The sequence below is a fragment of the Sporosarcina sp. P32b genome, assembly GCF_002743335.1.
Taxonomy (GTDB): domain Bacteria; phylum Bacillota; class Bacilli; order Bacillales_A; family Planococcaceae; genus Sporosarcina.
On record NZ_PDZB01000031.1, the window covers coordinates 1 to 21759 of the forward strand.

Sequence of the window (21759 nt, forward strand, 5' to 3'; positions counted from 1 at the left end):
GGTGGATAGGTCTGGGGTGTAAGTACGGCGACGTATGTAGCTGACAGATACTAATCGATCGAGGACTTAACCTATTTTAAAAAGTAGTTACTTGAACTACACCAATGTCTTTTATTCAGTTTTGAGTGAACAAGATTTACTCAAAGAGTCTAGTAACGATGGCGAAGAGGTCACACCCGTTCCCATACCGAACACGGAAGTTAAGCTCTTCAGCGCCGATGGTAGTTGGGGGTTTCCCCCTGTGAGAGTAGGACGTTGCTAGGCTTTATTTTTTTGCTTCTTTTCAGTGGTCCCGTGGTGTAGCGGTTAACATGCCTGCCTGTCACGCAGGAGATCGCGGGTTCGATTCCCGTCGGGACCGCCATAATTTAAAATTCCAAAACGATTTCACCTTAACGGGTGCGATCGTTTTTTTATTGTAAATAATCAATGCTGTCTTCTTAGCTTTTGTTTTACGAGGTTTTTCTGTACACTAGTACTATAATAGGAAGAGAAGGGTGAGTTAGCCGTGTGGGAGAAAGAAATCGAGTCCGTTGAAGAGATGGAGAAGCTAGCTGCTGAGATCGGTCGCTATCTAAGACCACCTGACGTACTGACACTTGAAGGTGATCTCGGAGCCGGTAAGACAACATTCACAAAAGCGCTTGCAAAAGCAATCGGTATCACACGCACAGTCAGTAGTCCTACTTTTACGATTATCAAGCAGTATGAAGGGGATTACCCTTTCAATCATTTAGATGTATATCGGTTAGCCAATAGCGAGGAAGACTTAGGTTGGGACGAGCTATTTTATGGAGATGCGATTTCTGTAGTGGAATGGGCACAATATATTCAAGAAGAGTTGCCCGAACATCGGTTGGAATTGGTCATCCGTCATACAGGTTCCGATTCCCGTAAAGTTGAATGTACGCCAAAAGGTGAACGATTTACACGTATTTGTGAGGAGATTTTTACATGATATGGTTAGGTATAGATACAGCAAATTCACCTTTATCTGTAGCCATTGTTAAAGATGATGTATTACTTATCGAAGAGTCAAGTATGATGAAGATTAATCACTCGCTACGCGCAATGCCAGCAGTGGAAGAGGCGTGTCGTAAGGCAGACATTACTCCTTCGGAAATAGATGCAATTGCCGTTTCTGAGGGTCCAGGTTCGTATACAGGTGTCCGCATTGGCGTGACGATTGCGAAGACGCTTGCCTGGACGCTTGATAAGCCTCTTTACGGTGTATCGAGTCTGAAGGCGTTAGCACTGAATGGACAACTATTCAACGGTTTTATCTGTTCCATGATTGATGCAAGAAGATCTAATGTCTACGCTGGTGTCTATCGTGCGAAGGGGACTGAACTGGTCAATGTGCTCGAAGATCAGCACTGTGCACTTGCAGGGTTGCTGAAGGAGTTAAAAGAGTATAACGAGGCGATTTTATTTGTTGGAGAAGATGTGAAACTGCATGAATCAATTATTCGTGAGCATCTTGGAGAACAAGCACATTTTGCTTCGTACGCACTGAATGTGCCGCGTGCATCTTCTGCTATTTTACTGGCTCAAAGTGCAGAACAAGCGGAAACAGTGCATACGTTTACGCCACAGTATAAGAGGATTACTGAAGCAGAAGCCAATTTGGTGAAGAAGGAGTCTTCCCATGAGTAATGAAGTGGTATTTCGAAAGATGACACATGATGATATTCCAGCGGTTGCGAGTATAGAACTCGAATCATTTGCAACACCTTGGACAGAAGAGATTTTCGAGCATGAATTAACAGGAAATGCGTATGCTCATTATATTGTAGCGGACCTAGAGGGTGAAGTGATTGGGCATTGCGGTATGTGGATTGTTCTCGATGAATGTCATATTACTAATGTGGCCGTACTTTCAGCTTACCGAGGTAAGGGGTATGGAGAAGATCTGATGCGTCAGGCTATGGAGTTGTGCCGATTGAATGAGGTAAAGACCATGACGCTTGAAGTACGTGTAAGTAATGAACCAGCACGGACGTTGTATCGTAAGTTAGGTTTTCAAGAAGGCGGCATCAGGAAAAACTATTATACAGACGACCATGAAGATGGGCTCGTCATGTGGGTGGAATTCTAATGGATAAAGATCATTATATTTTAGGTATTGAAACGAGCTGTGATGAAACCGCGGCTTCTATAGTGAAAAATGGAACGGAAATTATCTCTTCTATAGTATCATCACAAATCCAGCAGCAAAAGCAATTTGGCGGTGTCGTTCCTGAAATAGCTTCGCGTTTACATGTGGAACAAATCACACTGGTGATCCAGGAAGCATTAAATGAAGCGAAACTTGTACCAAGTGATTTGGAAGCAGTCACTGTGACAGAAGGACCTGGGTTAGTGGGGGCATTGTTGATCGGTATCAATGCCGCGAAGGCTTTTGCCTTTGCAAATCAGTTACCGTTAATTGGTGTGCATCATATTGCAGGACATGTCTATGCAAACCAATTGATTCATGAGATGGAGTTTCCTTTGCTGGCGCTCATCGTCTCAGGTGGTCATACGGAGCTTGTCGTTATGAAGTCACATGGTTCATTCGAATTGATCGGTGAAACGCGTGATGACGCAGCAGGCGAGGCCTATGATAAAGTAGCTCGTGTACTTGGTTTGCCCTATCCAGGAGGTCCACAGGTAGATCGGCTAGCGCAGGCGAGTGATGAAAGTATTGATTTCCCGCGTGCTTGGCTCGAAAAAGATTCGTATGACTTCAGTTTTAGTGGATTGAAGTCTTCCGTTATCAATTATAAGCATAATATCGAGCAAAAAGGCGGAAAGATCAATCATGATCATGTTGCGGCGGGCTTTCAGCAAAGTGTTGTCGATGTACTGACAGTCAAAACAGTAAAAGCAGCGAAAGAATATGATGTGAAGCAAGTGATCGCAGCGGGTGGTGTAGCTGCGAATCGAGGACTGCGAAAATCGCTGACTACTGCGCTTGAAAATGAGGGAATTCCCTTTTATGTTCCGCCTATTTCATTGTGTACAGATAATGCAGCGATGATTGCTGCAGCTGGCTATGAGATGTGGAAAAGTGGTGTTCGAAGTGATTCTAGTATGAATGGTCGACCTGGAATGCCATTAAAATCATGGAATTAATGAAGATACACACAGTTTGCTAACTTTCAGCAAATTGTGTGTTTTTTTTGTTAGACGAATATTAATTTGTCAAGAGGGAACATTCGTACTTATGCACAGTTTGTGGATAGTTTGTGGGTAACATTCATAACCTGTGTATGGTAAACGGATACATATTGGATAACTATGTGGACTAATAAACAAATAATTGTGGATAACGTGGATAACTATGTTCATATGTGTTCAAATGGGGATTTAAACTGTGGAGAAGATTGTGGAGAAATAAAGTGTATTTTAGCTTGCGATTTTTTATGAAAGTATTAAAATGACGAATGATAAGAGGAATGGTGGGTTTCTTGTCGCAATTTGTCGTGTAATTGTTTGGCTAATATAGTTGAAGAATGGTGTTTTTCTACAAGTGCTGATAGTTATCGCAGAAGTGCTTATAAAATACCTGGATTGCTCTATAGAATGTACGTCCGATTTGTGAGATGCCGTCCCCGCTCATAGATCCCCCCGTGTCCGCTCTATGCAACGCCGCGCCCGCTCATAGATCCCCCGTGTCTGCTCTATGAAACGCCGCGCCGCTCATAGATCCCCCGTGTCCGCTCTATGCAACGCCGCGCCCGCTCATAGATCCCCGTGTCCGCTCTATGCAATGCCGCGCCGCTCATAGATCCCCCGTGTCCGCTCTATGCAACGCCGCGCCGCTCATAGATCACCCGTGTTCGCTCTATGAAACGCCGCGCCGCTCATAGATTCCCCGTGTCTGCTCTATGCAATGCCACAACCGCTCATACCTCTCCCGCATCCGCCCTACACAACACTGCCAAAGCTCATAACTACCGCAGCAACGCTCATAACCAAAATAGCATAAACAAAAAAGCATCAAGAACCAATCAGTTCTCAATGCTCGTTTTGTATTACATAATCTTCAGTCTTCCTACATCTTTACAAGTTCTCTAACTCATCTTGAAGTAACAGCCACTCTTCTGATTGTTCGTCATGGACGGCTTGAATCTCATCAATTTGACGTTGAATGTCCATTAGTTCGACGTGATCGTTCGCCAATTCGGGTTCTAGTAGTTTGGCTTGCAAAGTTTCGATTTCTTCGTCGTACGCTTCAAGTTTTTTCTCTAACTCCGCAATGGATCTCGTTAGTCGGCGTTCGTGGCGTTGGTTTTCTTTATTCGCCACTTCTTTCTTGACGACGGGTTCTTTTGATCGTTGTTCGAGTTGTGTAGCCGCTAAGATCTCTTCTGTCTCCGTTTTTTTCTCAACGAAGTAATCGTAATCGCCAAGGTACTCAACTGCTCCATCGTCACTCATTTCAATAACTTTGGTGGCGAGTCGATTGATAAAGTAGCGGTCATGTGACACGAATAGAATCGTTCCAGGGAAGTCGTCGAGTGCGTTTTCTAGTATTTCCTTGCTGTCGAGATCTAGATGATTCGTAGGCTCGTCCAAGATTAATGTATTGGACTTTTCGAGCATTAATTGTGCTAATGAAAGACGGGCTTTTTCTCCGCCTGACAGGGAAGAAACGAGTTTTTCTATGTCATCGCCAGTGAACAAGAAGCGTCCAAGTAGTGAGCGTACATCTTTTTCATTCATTAGTGGCCAGTCATCCCATATTTCTTGCAGGACGGTACCGGAACCGATAAGTGTTGCCTGGTTTTGGTCGTAGTAACCGAACTGAACATTCGTCCCATAGCGGATTTCGCCGCCCATAAGTTCGTTGCGCTTAACTATGGTTTTAAGTAATGTGGATTTACCGACACCATTTGGTCCGACAAAAGCCACACGATCCCCTTTGTAAATACGCAGATTAATATTCTTCGATACAGGCTCTTCGCCATAGCCGATTTTGACATCGTCTAGTGACAGGACATCGTTACCGCTAGGCCGATCAATAGAGAAAGAGAAGTTCGCGGATTTCTCATCGCCGTCTGGGGAGTCCATCCAGTCCCTGCGTTCTAGTTGCTTCCGTCGACTTTTCGCCATTTTGGAAGTGGACGCACGTGCAATATTCTTCTGAATGAATTCCTCTAGCTTTGCCCGTTCATCCTTTTCTTGAACGAACAACTTCTGATCACGTTCATAGTTCTTCGCTTTCTCGTCTAAGTACGAGCTGTAATTACCGCTGTACCTTGAGACTTTACGTCGAGATACTTCATAAACAGTGGTAACGACTTTATCGAGGAAGTATCGGTCATGTGAAACGATTAGAATCGCACCTTCGTAGCCAGACAAATACCGTTCGAGCCAGTTTAGTGTTTCGATATCCAAATGATTGGTTGGCTCATCGAGTATTAATAAATCTGGCTTGCTCAAAAGCATCCTTGCAAGCGCTAGACGCGTCTTTTGACCGCCTGATAGTAAATGTACAGGCTTCTCGAAATCATCCGGGTAAAAACGCATCCCATGAAGCACAGAACGGGCATCTGCTTCAAATTGATAGCCTCCCGCTTCCTTAAACTCAATTTGTAGTTCATCATATTCGGTCATGACGCGAGCGTAACGGTCCGCGTCTTCATATACCGCAGGATTCGACATTTCATGCTCTAGCGCGCGTAGACGACTTTCTTTTTCACGAAGTGGTGCGAATACCGTCATCACTTCATCCCAAATCGTTAATTCCGAATCGAGTCCGCTGTGCTGTTCGAGGTAGCCCATACGTACACCTTTTGGAATGATGATATCTCCTTCGTCCGCGGATATTTCACCTGCAATGATTTTCAATAATGTCGATTTTCCAGCACCGTTTCGTCCAACTAGTGCGACACGATCTCGATGCTGTACTTCGAGACGGACGTTCTCTAGTAGATCCGTACCTGAAAAAGACTTGGTTAGTCCATTCACTTGTAAAATAATCAAGCCCCACACCTCTATTCCTTATCAGTTTAATGGAATGGGGCGCCTCATGCAATAATCGGCTTTACAATGAACTCGTTGTGCTGTACGATAAAAGCGGCTATACCCTTGTTGAGGGGTTGGTCATTGAAGTGACAATGGGGGTAGGGCACAGCTGTGAGGAAACCTAGAATTCCGCAGGCAACATCAAAACGGTTGCCTTTATACTATAGATTTTTACGAAATTATGCAGATAAAGGTGTACAACGCATTTCATCTGGTGAGTTAAGTGAAGCGATGAAGATTGATGCGGCAACGATTCGCAGAGATTTCTCCCATTTTGGAGCGCTTGGGCGCAAAGGGTACGGCTATGACGTCGACTCCTTGTTGCAATTCTTCCGTGAAACGCTTGATCAAGATGAAGAAACCAATGTGGCATTGATCGGGGTAGGTAGTCTCGGAAACGCCTTTTTAAAATACAATTTCCAAAAGATTCATAACACGAAAATTGTGGTCGCATTCGATCCGAAAGCACCGTATGAGGGCGAACTGAAGAACGATATTCTTATCTATCCACCTGATCGTATTGAAGAGAAAATTAATGAGCTGGGTATTGAAATGGTTATTTTGACTGTGCCATCACGTGTTGCACAGGAATTGACAGACCGTCTCGCTACAACGTCTGTAAAAGGGATTTTAAACTTTACTCCTGAACGGCTGGCAGTACCAGATACAATCCGCATTCAGACAATCGACTTGTCTGTTGAGTTGCAAACATTGATTTATCTCATCAAAACGGACGTAAAAGATTCACAAATTACGTGACACTGTGATAGTAAAATTATAGGTTTTCATGTAGAATAGACATATTACAAGGAGGTGGCCAACATGGCTCCAGGTATCGGAAGTTTACTGATTATCGCTGTGATTGCATTGCTTATATTTGGTCCTAAGAAATTACCTGAAATCGGTAAAGCGTTCGGTTCTTCATTGCGCGAGTTCAAAAACGCAACTAAAGGCCTTACAGACGACGAAGACGACGTAAAAAAGGTTGAAGACAAGAAAGAAGAAGTGCGCTGAGTTAGGGTGTTATTCTGATGGCAGATAAAGACTTAACAATCATTGAACATATAGATGAAGTTCGAAAACGGCTGATGGTAATCGTCGTTTTCTTTATTGTTGGGGCAATCGGTAGTTTTTTCTTGGCGAAGCCGCTCATTAATTTTATACAGTTCGATACACCGGCTGAACAAGTCACATTGAATGCATTTAACGTCGTAGATCCAGTCGTGATCTATTTGAAGGTCATTGTATTTCTTGCGATTGTTATTATTTCACCAGTCATCATGTATCAATTTTGGGCCTTTATTTCACCGGGACTTCGTGACTTGGAACGGCGTGTCACGCTGTCATATATCCCGTTTGCTTTTCTCCTGTTTTTAGCAGGAATCAGTTTCTCTTATTTTATATTGCTACCGTATGTCATGAAATTCATGATTAATCTGTCAGGTCAATTAAACATTGAGCAGACAATCGGTATTAATGAGTATTTCTCTTTTTTATTCTCGCTACTATTGCCGTTCGGTTTCGTCTTTCAGTTACCGATTGTCATTTTATTTTTATCACGTCTCGGTGTGTTGCAACCTAAGGTACTTGTCAAAATACGAAAAGTTGCGTATTTCGTTTTGTTCGTACTGGCAGCGTTCATTACACCACCGGACATTGTGTCACATTTATTCACCACGGTTCCGCTATTCATTTTGTATGAGGTCAGTATTGTGATTTCACGTCTAGGTTATCGGAAGTTCGAGAAAGCGGAACGTCTGCGCCAGATGGAAGAAGTGAAGGCAGAGCAACAGCGTCAGATTGATGAAGTGATGAATAAAACAGACGATAAGTAAATCCATTTAGATCCTCCTGCTCGCGCAGGAGGATCTTTTACGTTTTCCTTGACGTGGTCAAATATGGGTTCATTTACCAATGCCCCTATGGTAAACTATCTAAGAATAGAATGAGTAGGGGGAAATGAATACAAGTGAACAGTAAAAAGACTCCAACTAAATGGAGCAAATGGTTACTAGGTGCAATGTTGCTTATAGTGAGTGTTACGACTCCAGTTATAGAAGGTCAAGCAGCTGCGGCTCAGCAGTCCTATAAAGGTTTAGAAACAGGGATTAATCAAGTGATTTCAAGTCAGCGTATGCGTGGTACACGAAGCAGCGTCATCGTACGTGAAGCGGATACTAATCGCATAGTCTATCAATATCGTGGCAATCAAGGAGTCACACCTGCATCAAATGTCAAAGTTCTTACAAGTACATCTGCACTTGAAGTGTTAGGGAAAGATTATACATTCGATACAGATGTCTTAACGAACGGCACAGTGAAAAATGGTATCCTCGACGGTCATCTATATTTGCGTGGGACAGGCGATCCGACCTTACTTGAAGCCGACTTATTGCGCATGGCACGCCAAATGCGTGAATCAGGCATCCAATCCGTAACCGGACATATCGTGGCGGACGATACATGGTTTGATACACAGCGTCTATCACCCGGTATTCATAAGTCGGATGAGACGTATTACTACGCAGCGCAAGTTTCAGCACTGACGATCTCGCCGAATAAAGACTACGACGCGGGTACGACAATTGTCCATGCGAAGCCGACACGAAACGGTAGGGCGGGAGCAGTGACACTGACTCCGCACACAGACATCGTAAAAGTCGTTAATCGCACACGCACTGTACCGAAAAACCAACGCAACACCGTTACAATTAAACGTCAACAAGGCACGAACACAATTATTGTTTCGGGTAATGTTCCACTCAATTCGAATGGCAAGCGCCAATGGGTGACGGTATCCAATCCGACAGCCTTTACTGCAGACGTCTTTAAACGCGCGCTAGCTAAAGAAGGCGTCAAACTTCAATCGACTGCTCGTGTAACACGTGGGAAAACTCCTGCGAATGCAGAGTTACTCGCAAAGAAAGAGTCGATGTCCTTATATTATTTGATGATGCCATTCATGAAGTACAGCAACAACTCACATGCAGAGATCTTGGCCAAGTCCATGGGGCGTGAAGTATATAATGAAGGAAGCTGGAATGCCGGCTTGCGTGTCGTTAGGGAAACGTTAGAAAAAGACGGCATTAGCACGAAAGGTATGTATCTAGAGGATGGCTCTGGTATGTCGCATAAGAATAAAATCCCTTCCGAGAAGATTGTGGAAGTACTGTATGCTGCTCAGTCTAAGGAATGGTATCCAGCGTTTGAGCGTTCGTTGCCAATCGCAGGCGTGAACGACCGCATGCTAGGCGGGACATTGCGCAACCGTTTGACGAGTCCTGTTGTCAGAGGCAAGGTGCAGGCGAAGACCGGTTCACTCAACGGTACGGATTCGTTATCCGGCTATGTGAAGACAAAGAGCGGCCAAGAGCTGATCTTTAGTATTTTGACAGAGAACGTGAGAGGAACAGCGAAGCCTGATATTGATAAGATGGTGCAAGTTATGGCGGCTCAGTAATGATTTTGAGAGTGGGTGAGACGCCGTTGATCGACGTTCCAGGTGGACGCTGATCCATCGGGAGCATTCCACTTACGATCAACTACTGTTGTGTTCTGAAATCTGATTGGAAAAGTATAAGTAGAAACCTAGACAATTGCACTTGAACTAAAAAAGTAAAAGACTGAAAATAATTCAGACCACACTGTCAGTAAGTGATCTATATCCATATATTTTAAATGTAGGGATTGGAGTGGAAGTAGGGGCGACTCCTGGAGGCTCGGGCCGCGCCCTCAGGAAAGCGTCCCCTGCTGGAACTCCAATCCCCGAACCACAGGCCAGATTCATCTTTCTGCATATCCATATTAAAAAATCTCCCCATTCACGGGGAGATTTTTTCTATTGCAGGAATAATATGATACTCTGTTGCATATCTTGTAATTGTTGCAGCTTATCCGCATTCCATTGCACGACGGTGACGAAACTGTTCATGATGAAATGGGCAATCATCGGAGTTAGCAGTCGCTTGGTCTTGTAATAGACGAAAGCGAACGCGAGACCTGGCATCAAGTACATGAGTAAGTGTTGCAACTCACCATGCACAGCTGCAAAGACGATGGCGCTGACAATGGCAGCGACCCAGAAGTTCGTCTTTCTGTACAAGCCACCGAAAATAATCCGGCGGAACACGACTTCTTCAAGGAACGGTGCAAACAACACCATGGCAAAAATAATAATAGGGGCGGTTTTCGAGATATTCGACAATAACTCCGTATTCTCGGAGCCTGCGGTCACACCGAACACCGACTCAATCGCAGCTCCTACAATTTGTCCAGCCATGGCGAGGAAGAAACCAAGTATCCCCCATAGAAGAACGCTTCCGAATCCCGATGGCTTTCCTTTAAATACAGGTAAGAACTTTTTATTTCGTAACAGGATCGCGGCGATTATGAGCGCTGCGACACCTTGCGTAATGAATAACGTCCAAGCGAACCCTTGAGACACGGCTTCTACTTTGGACAAGTCTTTGCCGGTGAAGTAAACAATTAATTCAGGGGCAAGAAAAATGCTGGCAATCTGGAGCAACACATACGACATGAAGATCATCAGAGCAACAACCCAGTTTTTCACGGTGCACAACCTTTCTTTCATACATGTTGACTAGTTTAACGCGAAAAAAGACGTTTGGCAAAAGAAGAAAATGTCGAACGCTTTTACTTGCAATTATGTGTGAAATTCTTTAATATAAGAGTTGTGTTAGCACTCGTTGTAAGTGAGTGCTAAGAAAAATAAAAACTACCCATTATCTCGAGGAGGTTGTTTCATTTGTTGAAACCACTAGGTGACCGTATCATTATCGAATTAATCGAAGCAGAAGAAAAAACATCAAGCGGCATTGTTCTACCGGACTCTGCGAAGGAAAAGCCACAAGAAGGAAAAGTAATTGCTGCTGGTACAGGCCGTGTTCTTGAGAACGGACAGCGCGTCGAACTAGAAGTATCTGAAGGCGACCGTATCATCTTCTCTAAATACGCAGGCACTGAAGTGAAGTATGAAGGTACTGAATACTTAATCCTTCGTGAAAGCGATATTCTTGCAATTATTGGATAATTAATTATAACGAAAATGTAGTAGACAAATAGAAAACTCTGGAGGGAATTAAATACAATGGCTAAAGAACTTAAATTTAACGAAGATGCACGTTCCGCAATGCTCCGCGGTGTAGATACACTAGCAGATGCTGTAAAAGTAACACTTGGGCCAAAAGGTCGTAACGTCGTACTTGAACGCAAATTCGGTTCACCACTTATTACAAATGACGGCGTAACCATCGCAAAAGAAATCGAGCTTGAAAATGCATTCGAAAACATGGGCGCAAAACTTGTAGCTGAAGTTGCATCCAAGACAAATGACATCGCAGGAGACGGAACAACAACAGCAACTGTCCTTGCACAAGCAATGATCCGTGAAGGCTTGAAGAACGTAACAGCTGGCGCAAACCCAGTCGGTATCCGTAAAGGAATCGAAAAAGCGGTAATCGCAGCAGTTGAAGGTCTTCAAAGTGTTTCCGATGAAATCGAAACTAGACAAGAAATCGCACAAGTTGCGGCTATCTCTTCTGGAGATGAAGAAGTCGGCGAGTTGATTTCACAAGCAATGGAGCGCGTGGGTAACGATGGTGTCATCACAATCGAAGAATCCAAAGGCTTCGTAACAGAGCTGGATGTAGTAGAAGGTATGCAATTCGATCGTGGCTACGCATCTGCTTATATGGCAACAGACACAGACAAAATGGAAGCAGTACTTGATAATCCATATGTCTTGATTACAGATAAGAAAATCAACAACATCCAGGAAATCCTTCCAGTGCTTGAACAAGTTGTTCAGCAAGGTAAACCATTGTTGATCATCGCTGAAGACGTTGAAGGTGAAGCTTTAGCTACGCTAGTTGTCAACAAACTTCGCGGTACATTTAACGCAGTTGCAGTTAAAGCACCTGGCTTCGGCGATCGCCGTAAAGCTATGCTTGAAGACATCGCAATCCTGACTGGTGGACAGGTAATCACAGAAGATCTAGGACTTGATCTGAAATCTGCTGACCTTACATCACTAGGACGCGCAGCGAAGATTGTAGTTACAAAAGACAACACAACAATCGTAGAAGGTAGCGGCGACGCAGGTTCTATCGAATCACGTGTTGGTCAAATCCGTTCACAATTGGAAGAAACTACTTCTGAATTCGACAAAGAGAAATTGCAAGAACGTCTAGCTAAACTAGCTGGCGGTGTAGCAGTTATCAAAGTTGGAGCTGCAACTGAAACTGAGTTGAAAGAGCGTAAACTTCGAATCGAAGACGCATTGAACTCTACACGTGCAGCAGTTGAAGAAGGAATCGTATCTGGTGGTGGTACTGCACTAGTAAACGTGTATAAGAAAGTAGAAGCATTACTTGAAGATACTGAAGGCGACGTAGCAACGGGTATCAAGATTGTACTTCGTGCACTTGAAGAGCCAGTACGTCAAATTGCAACAAACGCGGGCCTTGAAGGTTCTATCGTAGTAGATCGCTTGAAGCGCGAAGAAGTCGGCATCGGCTTTAACGCAGCAGAAGGCACATGGGTTAACATGGTAGAAGCAGGTATCGTAGATCCAACTAAAGTAACTCGTTACGCACTACAAAACGCAGCATCTGTAGCGGCAATGTTCTTGACTACTGAAGCTGTTGTTGCAGACCTACCAGAACCAGCAGGTGGCGGTATGCCTGATATGGGCGGTATGGGTGGAATGGGCGGCATGATGTAAGTCGTTTTCCCACTATATATTTTAAAAGCGCCAACTCCATTATTATGGAGTTGGCGCTTTTGCGTCTGCTGAAATGTAAAAGTTTTGTATGGTAAATGGGTTAGACCGTAAGTATCCAAGGACCCTGATACATTATAGATAAAGGTAGTGTATCTATGTGCCAAGAAGTTAAGAGATATAACGCAATTTCACTCTCGAAATGTTAGTAAAATATAAATATAGCTATAAGAGTTAATATAATAATCACTGGTAATGATAAAACATAAATCCACATTAAATTGGAAAAGCTTTTTTTACTATTATAAGTTTTCTTCTCGGAAGTAGTACTGGAATTAGCAATGGACATGGTCAAAAGTAGTCCGACAACTAAAACTATGACAACGATAATCAATGAGACAATAAGGCCTAGGTTCATGCCGTCCTCCTTTTTACAAATGAATTTCTTCGTTCTCTACGTTATAATATAAAATATTTTTGAAGACCATCCAATTAGGGGTTATTTAAACCAACCGCATTTATGTAACAACTGTAACACAAAAGTGGTTGGTTGGGGGTTATGATGCCATAAAGAATTATCTGTCAATATGTTAAAACCTGATCTACACGCGAACTATTCAATAATAGATCATCTTAATCAGGTACCTGGTGCACACACAATGATGTAAGGTTATCACTAAAATAATTTTTTGCTTAAGGGATGTAAAGGTTCTTCAATAGTTATGAAGAACCTTTTTTGGAGAGTAGATTTAATTAATGAGGAAAACGATGTTAGCTCAGTAAATGAATACTTTTTTGATTAAACGGGTATCTATACTGAATGAACAGAATAGGGAGAGTGAAGTAGATGAAAGCAATTGTTATTGAACAATACGGTGGAGCAGAAGAGCTTATTGAGAAAGAACTTCCGAAGCCGGAAATACAACATCATCAGGTATTAATAGAGATGCATGCAACGTCAGTGAATCCTATTGACTGGAAAGTTCGAGAAGGTTATATGAAAGAGAATATATCTTTTGAATTTCCGCTTATTTTGGGATGGGATGCAGCGGGAGTAATCGCTGAAGTAGGGAAAGACGTGAAGAGTTTCAAAGTAGGAGATGAAGTATTCGCTCGGCCCGCAATGGAAAATGGAACATACGCTGAGTATGTTGCTGTTAACGAAGACTTAGTTGCTTTAAAACCATCCGATGTTAGTTTTGAGGAAGCTGCTTCAGTTCCACTAGCAGGACTAACAGCTTGGCAATGTCTTATTGATTTTGGTCAAATTAAACCTGGAGATAAAGTATTAATTCACGCTGGCTCAGGCGGTGTGGGAAGCTTGGGCATTCAAATCGCTAAAAGTTTTGGCGCTTATGTTCTATCGACAGCTAGTGCTAAGAACGAAGCGTTCTTAAAAGAGCTCGGTGTTGACGAATTTATTAACTATGAAACAACTGATTTTACAGATGTCGTAAAAGACGTTGATTTAGTTGTGGATACAATGGGCGGAGAGATTTTAGAGAAAAGCTTGAGTGTAGTTAAAAAAGGTGGTCGACTGGTTTCGATTGCAGGCCAGCCAAACCTTGAAAAGGCTGAAGCTAATCATATTACAGCTGAATCTCTATGGCTTAATCCGAATGGAAAGCAACTTGCTGAACTCGGTGAGCTAATGCAAAGAGGAGAAGTGAAAACTCATATAGGTCACACATTTCCTCTTTCCGCAAAAGGACTACGAGAAGCACATGAATTAAGCGAAACTCACCATGCAAAAGGAAAAATTGTTATAGAAGTGAAATGAGAATTTTTCCTAAGGGAAGTAAACAATTTTACCATAAGTTATATTTAATGTGAGATGGGCGGTATGATGTAAGCCATTCTATCAAAATACATTCAAAGCGCCAACTCCAGTTTTATAGAGTTGGTGCTTTTTTACTAATGATCGATAATTTCAACTTACAAAACCAAAAGTAGTTAAGCGTAATGGTTATAGAACTTTGTTACGGCTTAAATAAAGGTGGTTTTGAATATTTACGAAAACATAAATTGGAGGTGAAATCGCATACTCACGGTTGAACAAGTGAGCTGATATTGTAAAACCGTTCGAGACTGAATTGCGGCCTCAAACGGTTTTTATAATGCAAGTTAGATTTTAAGTCTCTCACCGTACTCTTTGCTTCCTCATCCACTGTGTAGCTACAAACTTCTCACCGAGTTCGATGGGTGCGCCACCGTGTAGCGTTAGATCATTCAATAACGGATCATTATAGAAATACTCAAAGTAGACAGCCATTCCTTTTTTAGGTGTGATGGACAGTTTGAGGTGAGGGAAGTACGTTTCACCGCCTTCTTCGACATCGTTCAAGTACATGACGAGTGTGCTAATCCGGTTATTCGTAACGTTGCTTGTTGCTGAGAAGAAGTCGTGATGCGCTTTATATTCTTGTCCAGGTAGGTAGTGAAGAACTTGGAGACTTTCGCCGTGTTCGATGGGGATATTCATAATTGTTTCAATCCGTTTTTCTATCCGTAGGACGATCAAGTTATCAGGTTCTTCAATAAACATACCGCTACTTGTTCTAATTTCATTTTCTGCATGAATTACGCCGATTTTAGAACGTTTCATTTTATCTGTAGAAAGCTGAATCAGTTCGTCGCATTCTTCGTCGCTTAACATATTGCCGAGTACAACGACTAGTGGTTCATCGACTTTCGCTATTATATCAATCACACGATCTGTTATGATTTTCTTTCCTGTATGAGTAAATATCGTTTGTTCTTTATTTTCTGCTATCAACTTTGAACACCTCTTTAATCGTTTGATTTTATAAATCAAATACCGTGTAACGTGATGAGTGTACAGCTAATAACGAACTTCTTTTGAGTTTTACACATCCTCTTTGGAATTGCATTTAATATATTTTAGCACGCTGCATTGGTTGACGTATATTCGAAATGTAATGAAATAGGTAGTGATATATAACTGTTTTTCACATTTTATTATTTCTATCTGATATACCTGTACACTATGGGAAAGTATGAATTGATAGCAGTTCAATATACTTGTCAGACTTATTCGTAAAAGTACTTCGTCTGAAGGATGGTAAGGAGACGGTACTGCATTTGCCGAATGAACAGTGGAATTATCATGTAGTTGAATCGATTGACGATGACCATATACTGCTTGCCTGAGCAAGATCTATTTACCATGATGAAACCCATGTTGATCAAAATGGACGCGTCTATGATTGGGACGGGAACTTGATTCGTTCATTCTGTTTAGGCGATGGAATCGACCATATATATACGACGAAAGATAATCAGATATGGACAGGTTATTTTGATGAAGGCGTGTACGGTAATTATGGTTGGAAGAAACCAATTGGTAATTCAGGGCTAGTAGGCTGGGATCATGAAGGAAATATTATAGATGACGGGAATGATAGAAAGCTCACAGGAGAATGTTTGGCGCTGAATGTGGCGGCGAATGATGAAATTTGGTATTTCATTGGCATGGATGCACAAATTGGTTTAATGAATGAGAATGGCGAGTTCCAATTCTCTACTGACGCACTTGGATTTCAAACATTTGCGGTCAATGGTGATGCAATGGTCGTGCATCGAGAGTACTTTGATCGTCATCACTTTTTTGAATTGATTAAAAAAGCTGATTCCTACGAAATAGTTCAAGAGCTCGACTTCCGTAAACCTGATGGAAATCCTTTGCAGCCACAATTAACTTCCAATCGTGCGGATTGGCTATTATTTTTAGATGGCAGCGAACTTTATTATTACTCTATATTCGATGTCTTTAGCCACTACAAACTATCCGTGTAGATTCATACGGGTCGCGAGTTTAGAAAAGACAACGGGATAAAAAATACCTGTAGGGAAAGGCATGACAATCAAAACAGTCACGACAAATGAACCTACAGGTACTTTCAGCAAAGAACTTATTTAAACACAGTCGCTGCTTGTACAGCTTTTTGCCAGCCGCTGTACAGCTTTTCGCGTTCAGATTCCTCCATATTAGGTTGGAACGGTCGATCTATCGCCCATTGAGCGGCAATTTCTGAACGGTCTTTCCAGAAACCTACAGCAAGTCCGGCTAAGTATGCAGCACCGAGCGCTGTTGTTTCATTAATCGTCGGACGTTCAACCGATACATTTAGTAAATCGGATTGGAACTGCATCAAGAAGTTGTTCTCGACTGCTCCGCCATCTACCCGCAACGTTTTTAGGGAGATACCTGAATCCGATTCCATTGCATCAACGACGTCTTTCGTTTGGTACGCAAGGGATTCTAGCGTAGCCCGTACAAAATGCTCTTTCGTCGTTCCGCGTGTTAAACCGAATACGGCACCACGCACATCACTATCCCAGTAGGGGGTACCAAGACCAACAAATGCCGGTACGACATAGACGCCATCTGTAGAAGAGACCCGTTTTGCGTATTGCTCACTTTCGGAAGAGTTTCGGAACATGCGTAAACCATCGCGCAACCACTGAATTGCTGAACCTGCGACGAAGATACTTCCTTCTAGCGCATACTCTACCTTGCCATCAATTCCCCAAGCGATGGTTGTTAACAACCCATTATCGGATTTAACCGCTTTTTCGCCCGTGTTCATTAGCATAAAACAACCTGTTCCATATGTGTTTTTCACCATTCCCGATTCAAAACAAGCTTGGCCGAATAATGCGGCTTGTTGATCACCGGCAATGCCCGCGATAGGAACAGCGTGACCGAAGAATTGCTCGGGGTCCGCATGTGTATAGACTTCAGATGAAGGACACACTTTAGGCAACATCGATGCCGGCACATCCAAGATAGACAATAGTTCCTCGTCCCATTGTAGTTCATGTATATTGTACATAAGCGTTCTAGAAGCGTTCGAGTAATCTGTTACGTGTGCCGCACCACCGGATAACTTCCAAATAATCCACGTATCAATCGTACCGAACAACAAGTCTCCATTTTCAGCTTTTTCACGTGCGCCTTTGACATTATCCAAAATCCACTTGACTTTAGTGCCTGAAAAGTATGCATCGATAAGCAATCCGGTCTTATCTCTGAACAAATCGTTGTAACCGCTTTCTTTGAGATCCTCACATATCTCTGCAGTTTGACGAGATTGCCATACAATCGCATTATAAATGGGATTACCTGTGTGCTTATCCCAAACGACCGTTGTTTCACGTTGATTCGTGATTCCAATGCCCTCAATTTGCTCAGCTGAAATATTCTTTTCTGATAATACACCAGCAATGACAGACAAAATGGAGCTCCAAATTTCGTCAGCATTGTGTTCTACCCAACCAGATTGTGGGAAATATTGAGTGAACTCTTGTTGTGCAGTATGAAAAATCTTACCTTTTTTATCGAATAATATTGCTCTTGAACTTGTTGTACCTTGATCTAATGCCATAATGTATTTTTTAGTCATGATTTATTCCTCCAGTATTTATGAAGACGATTAGTCATTCGTAGTTTTATGTGTCTGAATTAGAAGACTTGATTGTACTACTTCTTTACGGATTGTAAACTGAGCCGCGAGAAGAATTGCAAGTATGAATGCACCGACAATCCAAAATGTCATGCTGTTTTCATTAAGGAAAAATTGTTTGTAGAATAGGGCACCGAATGTACCGCCAATTATTGGGCCTACTACTGGAATCCATGCATACTTCCATCCGGATGGTCCTTTTCCGGGAATAGGTAAGAAAGCATGTGCTATCCGCGGACCAAGATCACGTGCAGGGTTGATCGCATAGCCAGTTGTACCGCCAAGTGATAGCCCAATTGCGATGATCAAAGCACCAACGATTAACGGGTTTAGTCCTTCAGTAAATTCATTGGCACCAATAGATAATAAACCAAGTACTAAAATGAACGTCCCGATTATTTCACTTGTTATGTTTGATAGCGGATTGTAAATTGCAGGTGTAGTAGCAAATACATCACGTTTGGCAGTTGGATCTTCTGTTTCTTTCCAATGAGGTAAGTAGTGGAAATACACTAATATAGCACCTAGAATTGCGCCAATCATCTGTGCTAAAAGATACATAGGGACATCTGACCAAGGGAAATTACCAATAGTCGCGAAACCAATTGTGACTGCTGGATTTAAATGAGCACCACTTGCTTGGCCCACCGCGTAAACACCAAGTGTAACCGCAAGACCCCATCCTACAGTAACAACAATCCATCCACCACTATTTGCTTTGGATTTGTTTAGTGCTACACCGCCTACTACGCCCCCACCAAATAATATTAATATCATCGTTCCGATCAATTCACCTGCAAAAGGTGTCATTTATATCTCCTCCTACCCAATTTAAGTTTGGTAGTTGAGCAATTACGACGCAAAAAAGTCCACAATTAAATCTTGCTATGTGCAAGAACTTAATTGTGGACTCCTAAACTCAACCACTTATATTAACTTGTTTTCAAGTATAGAGTGGTAAGTTTATTCTGTCAACAATGACGTAGAAAGTTCTCCACTTAAATAAAGTGTTCCCACAATTGGTTATCAGAGGTCGTCACGGCTACAGCACCTGCTGCTAGTGCATCCTCGATGTGTTGCTTTGTCCGAATGAGTCCACCGTTAATAATGGGAATACCCGTACGCTCATATACTTCTTCAATGAGTTCGGGAATTACACCTGGTAGCATTTCAATGAAGTCTGGAGCCGTTTGATCAATTAGTGAATAACTTTTTTCTAATGCAATTGTATCGAGTAAAAACATACGTTGAATAGCAATAATGTTTTTAGATTTTGCTTTCATAATAATATTTGATCGAGTGGAAATAATACCTGCAGGGCGAATATCATTGCATAAAAAGTCGGCTGCAAAGTTATCCGTTTTTAGGCCCTGAACCAAGTCGGCATGAATAATTAGTTTCTTGCACCGCTTATCCGCCTCTTGTTTCACGGTTTTTAAATTGCTGATATGCACTTCTAGCAGGACGATATATTCAAAAGTACTTTCTAAGAGTTTTTCAAATTGTTTTAATGTACGCGCAGCTGGCAACACTTTTTGGTTATGAAAAGACATATAAAGTAACCCCCGTTTATAGATATACGTTTATATTATAGTATTTACACAACAGATGTTGACTTTAGTAACTCGTCTTCCAATTCTAACTGATAACGCTTCTGTTCTTCTGCAGACCAGTTCAACAATTGACCCATTTTAACTAGTACATCTTCTTTTGCGTCTTGCACGTTTTTAATATTGAAGAACAAATCTCCTGTACGTCGAATGAAGAAATCAGTTGGTTTCACAGTCATCTCATGTTCAATCGCATAGCGTAGCTTAACATAAAGAATACGTGGCATAGATTCGGATTTATCATAAGGAATCGTTAGTACTTTATCCACGTTAGAGCCATATAGAGCGGCTAAATGTCGACTTTCGCGTTCAGTGAAACCGAGCAACATACCACGGCTGACAGCTTGGTTGAAGTAGCGAGAGTAATGAGCGGAACCACCGACATCCCCACCCGAGATGGGCATGTTTTTCGTAGTAGATCGTTTGAAATGTAAACCTTTTTCTTGTTGCAAAAGAGTAGAGATTTTATTCACAACAGTTTCCGCCATTTTACGGTAGCCTGTTAGTTTACCCCCAGCAATGGTGATTAGTCCTCGTTCGGATTCCCAAATTTCATCCTTACGAGAAATCTCGGAGGGGTTTTTACCGTCTTCATGAATCAGTGGTCGAACACCTGCCCAACTGGATTCAACATCTTTTTCAGTAACAGATACATCCGGGAACATATAGTGAATGGCATTTAAAATATATGTGCGATCATCTTCTGTGATTTGCATTTCTTTCGGGTCACCATCAAAGAATGTATCCGTTGTTCCGACATATGCCTTACCATCACGTGGTACTGCAAAAATCATACGTTTGTCAGGTGTATCAAAATAGATTGCTTGATGTAAAGGGAATACGCTTTGATCAAATACAAGATGAATCCCTTTGGACAATATCAAGTTTTTACCGTTGGAGTGGCCATCGAACTCTTTCACTTCATCAACCCATGGACCTGCAGCGTTGATCACTTTTGTCGCGTGTACGGACATCATTTCGTTTGTGATCATGTCGCGGACTTGAACGCCTGATAGTAGGTTGTGGTCATTGTAGATGAAACCTTCCGCTTTTGCGTAATTCAACAGAGTTGCGCCTTTTTCCGCAGCTGATTTAGCAACTTCAATTGTAAGGCGCGCATCATCTGTGCGATATTCTACATAATAGCCGCTTCCTTGAAGACCTTCCCTTTTGATTAGGGGAGCCCGTTGTATAGTTTGTTCGAGATTCAGCATTCTTCTTCGTTCACTGCGCTTAACTCCAGCTAGTAAGTCATATACTTTTAATCCAAGAGCTGTGGTTGTAGGACCGAATGTACCACCTTTATGAAACGGCAATAGCATCCATTCAGGTGTTGTAACATGTGGACCATTTTCGTAGACAATCGCGCGTTCTTTCCCCAATTCGGCAACTTCTTTAATTTCAAATTGTTTTAAATAACGTAATCCGCCGTGGACAAGTTTGGTCGAACGACTAGACGTACCTGAAGCGAAATCCTGCATTTCAATAAGTGCAGTTTTCATCCCTCTTGCCGCCGCATCCAATGCGATGCCAGCACCGGTAATGCCGCCACCTATAATTAAAACGTCAAAATTCTCAGTACGTAACGTATTCGCGATTTCATTTCGATTCATTGATGAAAATGTTGTCATTTCTTTCATCTCCCTTTTATAGAGGATTAGAGAACAAAAAAGACCCCAAGATAGTGATTGCATTATGCGCAATCACTTCTTGAGGTCTTCTCAGTTACTCAAACCCGAGCTATTAACTTAGTTTCTATATTAACATACCTGAACTAAAATTCAAATTTAAAAATTTGTTATTTATAATAGTTGGAAAGTGGAGTATGTGAAAAAAACGAAGGCTTAGTGGAGCAGGCGAAAAGAGAGGGGTGATTTTTAGATTGAACCTATTGCAACTGTCACTAAAC

The 21759-nt window shown here is 42.2% G+C and carries 20 protein-coding genes, 1 tRNA gene and 1 rRNA gene; 15 read left to right on the forward strand and 7 right to left on the reverse strand.

Features of this window, described 5'->3' with window-relative positions:
• Window positions 1-148 precede the first annotated feature (148 nt).
• From rrf to tsaD, 6 genes are all read left to right on the forward strand, one after another.
• A 5S ribosomal RNA gene (rrf, locus tag CSV64_RS15150) occupies window positions 149-264 on the forward strand.
• A 24-nt stretch (window positions 265-288) separates the two neighbouring features.
• A tRNA-Asp gene (locus tag CSV64_RS15155) sits at window positions 289-364 on the forward strand.
• 144 nt (window positions 365-508) lie between these two features.
• Entirely contained in the window at window positions 509-958 is a 450-nt protein-coding gene (tsaE, locus tag CSV64_RS15160; protein WP_233190504.1) for a tRNA (adenosine(37)-N6)-threonylcarbamoyltransferase complex ATPase subunit type 1 TsaE, read from the forward strand.
• Window positions 955-1656 (forward strand): tRNA (adenosine(37)-N6)-threonylcarbamoyltransferase complex dimerization subunit type 1 TsaB, encoded by a 702-nt coding sequence (tsaB, locus tag CSV64_RS15165; protein ID WP_099635409.1) that lies wholly within the window; start codon window positions 955-957, stop codon window positions 1654-1656. The genes tsaE and tsaB overlap by 4 nt, the downstream gene beginning before the upstream one ends.
• On the forward strand, window positions 1649-2098 hold the full coding sequence (rimI, locus tag CSV64_RS15170) for a ribosomal protein S18-alanine N-acetyltransferase (protein ID WP_099635410.1): 450 nt from the start codon (window positions 1649-1651) through the stop codon (window positions 2096-2098). Before tsaB ends, rimI begins: the two co-directional genes overlap by 8 nt.
• Entirely contained in the window at window positions 2098-3117 is a 1020-nt protein-coding gene (gene tsaD, locus CSV64_RS15175) for a tRNA (adenosine(37)-N6)-threonylcarbamoyltransferase complex transferase subunit TsaD (RefSeq protein WP_099635411.1), read from the forward strand. The genes rimI and tsaD overlap by 1 nt, the downstream gene beginning before the upstream one ends.
• A gap of 930 nt (window positions 3118-4047) precedes the next feature.
• On the opposite strand, the gene CSV64_RS15180 is transcribed toward tsaD, so the two are convergent.
• Window positions 4048-5973, reverse strand: coding sequence for an ABC-F family ATP-binding cassette domain-containing protein (locus tag CSV64_RS15180; protein WP_099635412.1), 1926 nt, complete (start codon window positions 5971-5973; stop codon window positions 4048-4050).
• 153 nt (window positions 5974-6126) lie between these two features.
• Between CSV64_RS15180 and CSV64_RS15185 the strand changes: the two genes are divergently transcribed.
• The 4 genes from CSV64_RS15185 to dacB all read left to right on the forward strand — a co-directional run bounded on the left by CSV64_RS15185 (window position 6127) and on the right by dacB (window position 9475).
• Window positions 6127-6774: a redox-sensing transcriptional repressor Rex gene (locus CSV64_RS15185; protein WP_099635413.1), complete on the forward strand. Its 648-nt coding sequence runs from the start codon at window positions 6127-6129 to the stop codon at window positions 6772-6774.
• 63 nt (window positions 6775-6837) lie between these two features.
• Window positions 6838-7029: a twin-arginine translocase TatA/TatE family subunit gene (locus tag CSV64_RS15190; RefSeq protein ID WP_029055052.1), complete on the forward strand. Its 192-nt coding sequence runs from the start codon at window positions 6838-6840 to the stop codon at window positions 7027-7029.
• 17 nt (window positions 7030-7046) lie between these two features.
• Window positions 7047-7850 (forward strand): twin-arginine translocase subunit TatC, encoded by an 804-nt coding sequence (gene tatC / locus CSV64_RS15195; protein WP_099635414.1) that lies wholly within the window; start codon window positions 7047-7049, stop codon window positions 7848-7850.
• A 134-nt stretch (window positions 7851-7984) separates the two neighbouring features.
• The gene (gene dacB, locus CSV64_RS15200) at window positions 7985-9475 is read left to right on the forward strand and encodes a D-alanyl-D-alanine carboxypeptidase/D-alanyl-D-alanine endopeptidase (RefSeq protein ID WP_099635415.1); all 1491 of its coding nucleotides are present in this window, start codon (window positions 7985-7987) and stop codon (window positions 9473-9475) included.
• A 378-nt stretch (window positions 9476-9853) separates the two neighbouring features.
• Here dacB and CSV64_RS15205 read toward each other — a convergent pair whose 3' ends face one another.
• Window positions 9854-10585 carry a CPBP family intramembrane glutamic endopeptidase gene (locus tag CSV64_RS15205; RefSeq protein WP_233190505.1) on the reverse strand — a complete coding sequence of 244 codons (732 nt, stop codon included), beginning with the start codon at window positions 10583-10585 and terminating at the stop codon, window positions 9854-9856.
• A gap of 195 nt (window positions 10586-10780) precedes the next feature.
• Between CSV64_RS15205 and groES the strand changes: the two genes are divergently transcribed.
• The 3 genes from groES to CSV64_RS15225 all read left to right on the forward strand — a co-directional run bounded on the left by groES (window position 10781) and on the right by CSV64_RS15225 (window position 14534).
• A complete protein-coding gene (gene groES, locus CSV64_RS15210) occupies window positions 10781-11065 on the forward strand; it encodes a co-chaperone GroES (protein WP_029055048.1) in 285 nt (94 codons plus the stop codon).
• Between the two features lie 57 nt (window positions 11066-11122).
• Window positions 11123-12757, forward strand: a complete 1635-nt coding sequence (gene groL / locus CSV64_RS15215; RefSeq protein ID WP_099635416.1) for a chaperonin GroEL — start codon at window positions 11123-11125, stop codon at window positions 12755-12757.
• 844 nt (window positions 12758-13601) lie between these two features.
• Entirely contained in the window at window positions 13602-14534 is a 933-nt protein-coding gene (locus CSV64_RS15225) for an NADP-dependent oxidoreductase (protein WP_099635418.1), read from the forward strand.
• A gap of 360 nt (window positions 14535-14894) precedes the next feature.
• On the opposite strand, the gene CSV64_RS15230 is transcribed toward CSV64_RS15225, so the two are convergent.
• Window positions 14895-15530: a 2OG-Fe(II) oxygenase gene (locus tag CSV64_RS15230; RefSeq protein WP_099635419.1), complete on the reverse strand. Its 636-nt coding sequence runs from the start codon at window positions 15528-15530 to the stop codon at window positions 14895-14897.
• A 266-nt stretch (window positions 15531-15796) separates the two neighbouring features.
• Here CSV64_RS15230 and CSV64_RS17005 point away from each other — a divergent pair, with 266 nt between their 5' ends.
• Both CSV64_RS17005 and CSV64_RS15235 read left to right on the forward strand, forming a co-directional pair.
• On the forward strand, window positions 15797-15925 hold the full coding sequence (locus CSV64_RS17005) for a hypothetical protein (RefSeq protein WP_255397663.1): 129 nt from the start codon (window positions 15797-15799) through the stop codon (window positions 15923-15925).
• A 69-nt stretch (window positions 15926-15994) separates the two neighbouring features.
• Window positions 15995-16570 carry a hypothetical protein gene (locus tag CSV64_RS15235; protein WP_099635420.1) on the forward strand — a complete coding sequence of 192 codons (576 nt, stop codon included), beginning with the start codon at window positions 15995-15997 and terminating at the stop codon, window positions 16568-16570.
• A 116-nt stretch (window positions 16571-16686) separates the two neighbouring features.
• Here the strand turns inward: CSV64_RS15235 and glpK are convergent, their stop codons facing one another.
• The 4 genes from glpK to CSV64_RS15255 form a co-directional block, all read right to left on the reverse strand.
• Window positions 16687-18180, reverse strand: coding sequence for a glycerol kinase GlpK (gene glpK / locus CSV64_RS15240; protein WP_099635421.1), 1494 nt, complete (start codon window positions 18178-18180; stop codon window positions 16687-16689).
• A 30-nt stretch (window positions 18181-18210) separates the two neighbouring features.
• On the reverse strand, window positions 18211-19050 hold the full coding sequence (locus CSV64_RS15245; RefSeq protein WP_099635422.1) for an MIP/aquaporin family protein: 840 nt from the start codon (window positions 19048-19050) through the stop codon (window positions 18211-18213).
• 188 nt (window positions 19051-19238) lie between these two features.
• Window positions 19239-19793, reverse strand: a complete 555-nt coding sequence (locus tag CSV64_RS15250) for a glycerol-3-phosphate responsive antiterminator (protein ID WP_099635423.1) — start codon at window positions 19791-19793, stop codon at window positions 19239-19241.
• 44 nt (window positions 19794-19837) lie between these two features.
• Window positions 19838-21481, reverse strand: a complete 1644-nt coding sequence (locus CSV64_RS15255) for a glycerol-3-phosphate dehydrogenase/oxidase (protein WP_099635424.1) — start codon at window positions 21479-21481, stop codon at window positions 19838-19840.
• Window positions 21482-21759: the final 278 nt, after the last annotated feature.